Source organism: Sphingomonas sp. (genome assembly GCF_031426035.1).
Taxonomy (GTDB): domain Bacteria; phylum Pseudomonadota; class Alphaproteobacteria; order Sphingomonadales; family Sphingomonadaceae; genus Sphingomicrobium.
Genome location: NZ_JANPKO010000108.1, coordinates 1 through 6,935, shown reverse-complemented (window position 1 = coordinate 6,935; position 6,935 = coordinate 1). Strand labels below are relative to the sequence as shown.

The 6,935-nt window shown below is 67.4% G+C and carries 6 protein-coding genes, 1 other RNA gene and 1 pseudogene; 6 read left to right on the top strand and 2 right to left on the bottom strand.

Features of this window, described 5'->3' with window-relative positions; translation table 11 throughout:
• Positions 1 to 201: a transfer-messenger RNA gene (gene ssrA, locus RMP08_RS08035) on the top strand; the annotation flags it as partial.
• 310 nt (positions 202 to 511) lie between these two features.
• Here ssrA and RMP08_RS08030 read toward each other — a convergent pair.
• Complete coding sequence (locus tag RMP08_RS08030) at positions 512 to 1,162, bottom strand: glutathione S-transferase family protein (protein WP_310468475.1); 651 nt, start codon at positions 1,160 to 1,162, stop codon at positions 512 to 514.
• A gap of 427 nt (positions 1,163 to 1,589) precedes the next feature.
• Between RMP08_RS08030 and RMP08_RS08025 the strand changes: the two genes are divergently transcribed.
• A complete protein-coding gene (locus tag RMP08_RS08025) occupies positions 1,590 to 3,635 on the top strand; it encodes an amidohydrolase family protein (protein WP_310468474.1) in 2,046 nt (681 codons plus the stop codon).
• A 33-nt stretch (positions 3,636 to 3,668) separates the two neighbouring features.
• The gene (locus RMP08_RS08020; protein ID WP_310468473.1) at positions 3,669 to 4,529 is read left to right on the top strand and encodes a hypothetical protein; all 861 of its coding nucleotides are present in this window, start codon (positions 3,669 to 3,671) and stop codon (positions 4,527 to 4,529) included.
• Between the two features lie 4 nt (positions 4,530 to 4,533).
• Here RMP08_RS08020 and mscL read toward each other — a convergent pair whose 3' ends face one another.
• Complete coding sequence (mscL, locus tag RMP08_RS08015; protein ID WP_310468472.1) at positions 4,534 to 4,959, bottom strand: large conductance mechanosensitive channel protein MscL; 426 nt, start codon at positions 4,957 to 4,959, stop codon at positions 4,534 to 4,536.
• A gap of 99 nt (positions 4,960 to 5,058) precedes the next feature.
• On the opposite strand from mscL, the gene RMP08_RS08010 reads away from it, so the two are divergent.
• The 3 genes and pseudogenes from RMP08_RS08010 to RMP08_RS08000 form a co-directional block, all read left to right on the top strand.
• Positions 5,059 to 5,682: a LemA family protein gene (locus RMP08_RS08010; protein ID WP_310468471.1), complete on the top strand. Its 624-nt coding sequence runs from the start codon at positions 5,059 to 5,061 to the stop codon at positions 5,680 to 5,682.
• A gap of 1 nt (position 5,683) precedes the next feature.
• Positions 5,684 to 6,529: a TPM domain-containing protein gene (locus tag RMP08_RS08005; RefSeq protein WP_310468470.1), complete on the top strand. Its 846-nt coding sequence runs from the start codon at positions 5,684 to 5,686 to the stop codon at positions 6,527 to 6,529.
• Positions 6,529 to 6,935 (top strand): annotated as a pseudogene (locus RMP08_RS08000) (hypothetical protein); the annotation flags it as partial. The gene RMP08_RS08005 and the pseudogene RMP08_RS08000, both read left to right, overlap by 1 nt.

The following is a 6,935-nucleotide window of genomic DNA, read 5'->3' as shown; positions in this document are numbered from 1 at the left end:
TGATGGGGGCGAAACAGGATCGACGAGTGCAATAAAGTCTTAGCTGCCGACCGGCCTGAATGCGCCGTAAAACCGTTCATAACCACAAGTGCCAACGATAATGAGGCGCTCGCAATTGCTGCGTAACTGACGGCCTAACGGTCTGACGTTACAAAGACAAAAGCGCGGTTGGACCCCACCGGGCAACAGAAGGGGATTCCAGCGGCTTCCAGGGGAGCCGGGCAACAGAATCCCCTGGACCTTTTCCTTACACTGCGCGGGAGCGCCGCCGCGCGCTTAAAGCCCCTATTGTCCCGTACGCGGCGACCATTTTTGTGACTTTACGGGGCTAAGCGGGGGCGGCGGGAGAGGGTGGCGGGATCGACGGCTCGAAAGAGCCCCAAAGCGACTCGGGCAGGCTGAGTGTCTCACATATTTTCTAATGTAGGACAGCGAAATCTGCGGGCTGTGGGATTTTCGAGTATTTCGCAAACTTTCACCGCATTTCCACCGTGATTTCGACATCGCTCAATTAGTCGGCGGACGCGACTTCGAATACTTTGCGTTGGGCAGCGAAAGCGCGCTGGTAGGCGGGCCGCGCTTCGCCTCTCGCCACATAGGCCGCGAGATTGGGATATTCCTCGACAATCCCCGATCCGTCGAGCCTGCGCAGGACCAAAACCATCAGCAGGTCCGCCGCGCTGAAGCTGCCCTCGAGCCAATCGTCATCGCCGAGGCGCTTGGCCAAATCGCCGAGCCGGTTGCGGACCCGCTCCTCGATCATCGCCTTATGCTCGTCGCGCCAGCTTTTGTCTTGCTCGAAATAGTGCGCCATTTCCCATTCGACGATCGGCGGCTCAACCGTGTTGAGCGCCGCGAACATCCAGGCGATGACGCGCGCCCGGCGATTTTCCTCGGCGGGAAAAAGCCCTTCATGGCGCTCGGCGATGTGGAAGATGATCGCGCCCGATTCGAACAGCGTCAGGTCGCCTTCCTCATAGGTCGGGATACTCCCGAACGGGTTGCGCGCCCGATGCTCGGGTTCCTTCAGCGCGGCCATCGACAGCAGGCGGACGTCGTAGGGCTGACCGACTTCCTCCAGCGCCCACCGCACGCGCATGTCGCGCGCCAGCCCTTGTCCCTCATCGGGCGAACATTCGAAGGCGGTGATCGTCGGCCTCATTGCGAATTCTCCGCCGGCTTGTCCACGCCCTCGAAGAGCCCGCTAGGCGGCGCAAGTGCCGCGGCGAGAGCAATTTTGTGGACGAGTCGGTTAAGTTGATTCATGTCTGGCCTTTCGCCGCTCGGGCACCGGCGACTGAGTCCCAACTTAGATTTGCACGCACTTCTCGTGAGCGGTTTTCGCACAACCGGGCTTTGCAGTACGCGTTCCCGATTGGCGCAATTTAAGGGGTCGAGGGCAGACCAACTTGCTAACGCCCAGCGTGGCAACCGAGCTTTCCGAGCAGCGGCGCGACCGCGAAGAGCGCTTCTTCCGCGTCGGCGCTGCGACCGCACCGCCGCGCTGCAGTTGGTCGATTGGTCGAGGCGGGCCTTGCGCCGGGCGGCTCCCCTCGCGACAAGCGCGCGATATTGAAGGGGAGCCTGTCATGAGCATTCGTCATCGCATTGCCGCCGCGCTGTTGCTGGCCGGCGCCGCCACCGCCGCGCTCGCCGCCCCGGTGCCCAAGGAGCAATTGCTCGTCCCGCCCAAGGACGCCGCGCATTATGTCGTGGTGTCGCAGGCGGGCAAGCATGGCGACCAGTGGGTGTGGACCCAGCCCGACGGCTCGATCGCCTCGCGCTACACCCAGTCGCTGCGCGGGTGGATCACCGAAATCGACGAAGTGATGACGCTCGGCCCCGACGGGCTGCCGACCGCGATCGCGATCCGCGGGGTGACCCCCAACGGCGACGCCGCCGAGACCTTTGCCATGCGCGACGGCAAGGCAGTGTGGAAGGCCGCCGCCGACAGCGGTGAAGTCGCCGCGGCGCCGGCGTTCTACCTCGCCACCGGCGGCACCAACATGGCCAATATCCCGCTCGCCGCCGAATTGGTCGAGGCCGGCGCCAAGGGCGTTGCCTTGTTCCCGAGCGGCCGCGCGACGCTCGAAAAAGGCCCGACGCTGGCGATCACCGGCCCGAGCGGGCCGCGCACTGTGCAGCTGGCGTGGGTGCGCGGCATCGCCCCGTCGCCGACCCCGATCTGGCTCGACACCGACGGCAAATATTTCGCCGAAGTCAGCCACATCTCGACCATGCCCGCCGGCTACGAAGGCAATATCCGGGCGATGCTCGACTTCCAGGACGCCGAGACGGCCAAGGCGGTGCGCGCGATCGCGCATCGCTTCCGCGATCCCGCGGCCAAGGCGCCGGTGCTGTTCGACAACGTCCGCTTGTTCGACGCCGACAAGGGCGTGTTCGTCGACAACCAGGCGGTGCTCGCCGCCGACGGCAAGATCAGCGCGATCGCGGCCGCGGGGTCGCTGAAAGCGCCGCCCAACGGCCGCGTCATCGACGGCCGCGGCAAGACGCTCGTCCCGGGCCTGTGGGACAGCCACCTCCACATCGGCGACGACTGGAACGTGCTGCTCAACATGGCGACCGGGATCACCAGCTTCCGCAGCCCCGGCACCGACATCGACCGCGCGGTCGACGCGACCAAACGCTGGAAGTCAGGCGACCTGCTGATGGGCGAGCCGTTCGTCGCCCAGATCATCGACCAGAAGCACCCGCTCGCGGCGCAGGGCGCCGAAGTCGTGACCAGCCCGGCGGAAGCGATCGCCGCGGTGCGCAAGATGAAGGACGCCGGGCTGTGGGGGGTGAAGTTCTACACCTCGATGAATCCGGCGTGGATCGCGCCCGCCGCCGCCGAAGCGCATCGCCTCGGGCTGCAAGTGCTCGGCCACGTCCCCGCCACGATGCGCCCGCTCGACGCGGTCAAGGCGGGCTATGACGAGATCACCCACATCAACTTCGTGATGATGCAGTTCATGCCGCAGGACGTGGTCGACCGCGCCAACACCGCGCAGCGGCTCGAGGGCCCGGCCAAGTTCGGCAAGGATGTCGACTTGAACTCGGCCGAGGTGCGCAGCTTCATCGCCGAGCTGGCGCGGCGCAAGACCGTGATCGACCCGACGTTGGTGGTGTGGGAAGGCTCGATGAAATCGGACGGCGGGGTGCCCGCCGACGCCTACGCCGCGTACATGGGGATCTTGTCGCCGTCCTACGACCGCTTCTTCAAGGCCGGCGGCTACCCGGTGGTCGAAGGCTATACCCGCGACGATTACCGCAAGAGCTTCGACAAATTGGTCGGGCTGGTCGGCGCGATGCACAAGGCGGGGGTGACGATCGTCGCCGGCACCGATGGCCAGGGGATCGAGCTGGTGCGCGAGCTCGAGCTGTATAAGCTGGCCGGGATGACCAACGCCGAGGCGCTACAGTCGGCGACCATCGTCCCCGCGCGGCGGGTCGGGATCGCCGAGCGCACCGGCTCGATCGCGGTCGGCAAGGAGGCCGACATGGTGCTGGTCGACGGCGATGTCTCGGCCGACCTTGGCGCGCTGCGGCGGGTGGTGACGGTGGTCAGCGACGGCTTTGTCATGGACGGCGACGCGTTGCGCACCGCGGCGGGGTTCAGCGGCCGCCCCAAATAGGCTAGTTTGGCGCGCGGGCAGGGGAGAATGCCAATGCGCTGGTGGGGCAAGGCCGTGATCGCCGCGGCGGCAATGACGTTGACCGGGTGCCTGTGGGGACCGGGCAAGTTCACCTCCGATTTGAGCCTGCGCAAGGACGGCGGCTTCACCCTCGCCTACCGGGGCGAGATCGTGCTGCAATCGGCCGATGCGATGGGCGGCGATCCCAATCCCGAGCCGTGGTCCGACGCGATGGCGCGCTGCCGCGCCGACGGCAGTGCCGAGACGGTTGCGGACAAGGCGCCCGCGACCGATAGCGAGGGGGCCAGCCCGGTGCGCCCATGCACCGCCGCCGAAATCGCCAAGCTCAAGGGCGCGTATGTCGCCAGCGCCGCCGAAAAGCTCGCCGCCAAGCGCAAGCAATCGGAGGAAATGGCCAAAATGTTCGGGCTGCCCGGCGCCGACGACGAGTCCAACCGCAAGTTCGCCGCGACGATGATGAGATATCGCGGCTGGCGCTCGGTGGTGTATAAGGGGAAGGGCGTGTTCGAGGTCGATTACCGCATCGACGGCCGGGTCGATCAGGATTTTGCGTTTCCGCTGCTGCCCGACACCGATCTGGTCATCCCGTTCATCCAGATTCGCCAGCGGAGCGACGGTACGGTGCTGGTCACCGCGCCCGGGCTCGCCGGGGGCAAGGGGCCGTTCGCGGCGCGCGCCAAGGCGATGGGCATGCCCGGCCCAGGCGACGGACCGCCGTCGCGCGCACAAGGCCGCCTGACCGTGCGCACCGCGGGCGAGGTGCTGACCAACAACAGCGAGGACGGCCCCGCCGCCGACCCCCTCGGCCGCCGCATCGTGTGGGACATCGGCCCCGCCTCGGACCGCTCGCCCGAGATGCTGGTGCGGCTGTAGGGGCCTAAGGCCGCTTCCTGAGTTCGTCCCTGATCTCGGTCAGCAGGTCGGCCTCGCTCGGCCCCGCCGGCGTCTCCTCGCCGCGCTGGCGCAGGCGGTTGGCGGCGCGGACGATGAGGAAGATGACGAAGGCGAGGATCAGGAAATTGATCAGCATGGTGACGAACTGGCCCCAGCCGAGCACCGCCACGCCGGCCTTTTTCAAATCGGCGTAGCTCGCCGGGTCGCCCGCGAACGCGTCGGGCAGCGGGCCGAGCAGGACGAACTTGCTGGAGAAATCGAGCCCGCCGAAGACTGCCCCGACCAGCGGCATGATGATGTCCTCGGTCAGGCTCGCGGTGATGGTGGCGAAGGCGGCGCCGATGATCACCGCGACCGCGAGGTCGAGGACGTTGCCGCGGGCGATGAAGTCGCGAAATTCACGCAGCATGACGGTCTCCCCCAGGTGCCGCCGCGCTGTAGCATGATTGAAAGCGGGGGTCGCCGTGTCTACCTACACTCAACGATCGGTTTTTGAGGGGATTTCATGATGACCGCATTGCGTCGTTTCGGCCCATCGACTGCGCTCAGGACAGGCCTGTTCGCACCGCTTGCCGCGCTCAGCCTCGCCGGCTGCGGGCTCAACAGCGTGCCCACCGCCGAGGAGCAGGTCAACGCCGCCTGGGGCAATTTGCAGAGCGAATACCAGCGCCGCTCGGACCTCATCCCCAACCTGGTGGCGACGGTGCAGGGCTATGCCAAGCAGGAACGCGACGTGCTGATCGAGGTGACCGAGGCGCGCGCCGGCGCGGGGCGCGTGACGCTCAGCGCGGCCGACCTCGACGACCCCGAGAAGGTCCGCGCGTTCAACGAGGCGCAAAGCCGGCTGACCGCGGCGATCATCCCGCTCCAGCGGCTGCAGGAGGCCTATCCCGACCTCAAGTCCAACACCAACTTCCTGACCCTGCAGAGCCAGATCGAAGGCACCGAGAATTCGATCCTGGTCGGGCGGCGCGACTATAACGAGGCGGTGCGCGGCTATAACACCCGCATCCGCACCTTCCCCGACGCGATCGGCGCCAAGATCTTCTACGGCGCCAAGCCCAAGGTCCCGTTCGAGGCGGCCGCGGGTTCGCAAACCGCGCCCAAGGTCGACTTCAACACCGCCGGTTGATGTGACCAAGCTGTTCGCGGTGCTGTGGCTGGCGCTGTTCGCGCTGGCCACGCCTGCCTCCGCGCAGACCTTTCCCGAGCGCGGGCGAAGTCCGGTGGTCGACCAAGCCGATTTGCTGCGCCCCGAGCAGGAGCTCGACCTGACGTCTAAGTCGGAGGCGCTGTACGCCAAGAGCGGGCGGCGGTTCGTGGTGGCGACGGTCAACAGCCTCGAAGGGCTGCCGGTCCAGGATTATGCCTATCAGCTCGGCCGCCACTGGCAGCTCGGCGACGAGAAAAAGGACGACGGGGTGATCCTGCTGGTCGCGCCCAACGAGCGCAAGGTGTGGATCACCACCGGTTATGGCGCGCGGGTGTTCCTGACCGACGCGATGTCGAGCGTGATCACCCGCGAAGCGATCTTGCCGCGCTTCAAGGCGGGCGACATGGCGGGCGGAATCATGGCCGGCGCCGACCAGATCATCAAGGCGATGAGCCTGACCCCGGCCGAGGCGCAGCGCACCGCGGCCGAAGCCGCCAAGCGCGAGCAGGCCCGCGCCCAATCGGGGCCGGGCATCATCCCGCTGATCTTTTGGGGGATGATCGCCTTGTTCGTCGGGCTGTCGATGCTGCGCCGCGCCGGCGGGCGGCGGTATCGCGGCCGCGGCGGCGGGCGCAAGCGTGGCGGCGGGATCGATCCGCTGGTGGTGCTGTGGGGCCTCGATGCGCTGAGCCGCGGCTCACGCGGCGGCTGGGGCGGCGGCGGCGGCGGGTTCGGCGGGTTCGGCGGCGGGGGAGGCGGCGGCTTCGGCGGCTTCTCCGGCGGCGGCGGATCGTTCGGCGGCGGCGGGGCGGGGGGAAGCTGGTGATGCTGCGCCTGACCGAAACCGACCACGCCAAAGTCAGCGCGGCGATCGCCGCGGCCGAGGCCAACAGCGACGGCGAGATCATCGCCGCGGCGACCGAGTGCAGCGATGCCTACCACGATGTCGCCTTGCACTGGGCGGTACTGGTGCTGGTGGCGACGCTGGCGATCTTCGCCGCGCTGCCCGACTTGCTGCATTATTGGTTCGATGTGTTTGCGGGGAGCTGGCGGCCCGAGCCGACGCTGGGCGAGCTGCTGACGCTGCTATTGGTGCTCAGCGTGGCCAAGTTCACCGCGGTGCTGCTGCTGCTCAAGTGGCGGCCGCTGCGCCTCGCGCTGACTCCGCGCGCGACCAAGCAGCGGCGCGTGCGCCGCCGCGCGATCGCGATCTTCAAGGCCGGTGCCGAGCG

Coding starts and splice junctions, on each gene's coding strand:
- RMP08_RS08020 (WP_310468473.1), top strand. CDS start 3,669: ATGCGCTGGTGGGGCAAGGCCGTGATCGCCGCGGCGGCAATGACGTTG.
- RMP08_RS08030 (WP_310468475.1), bottom strand. CDS start 1,162: ATGAGGCCGACGATCACCGCCTTCGAATGTTCGCCCGATGAGGGACAA.
- mscL (WP_310468472.1), bottom strand. CDS start 4,959: ATGCTGCGTGAATTTCGCGACTTCATCGCCCGCGGCAACGTCCTCGAC.
- RMP08_RS08025 (WP_310468474.1), top strand. CDS start 1,590: ATGAGCATTCGTCATCGCATTGCCGCCGCGCTGTTGCTGGCCGGCGCC.
- RMP08_RS08010 (WP_310468471.1), top strand. CDS start 5,059: ATGACCGCATTGCGTCGTTTCGGCCCATCGACTGCGCTCAGGACAGGC.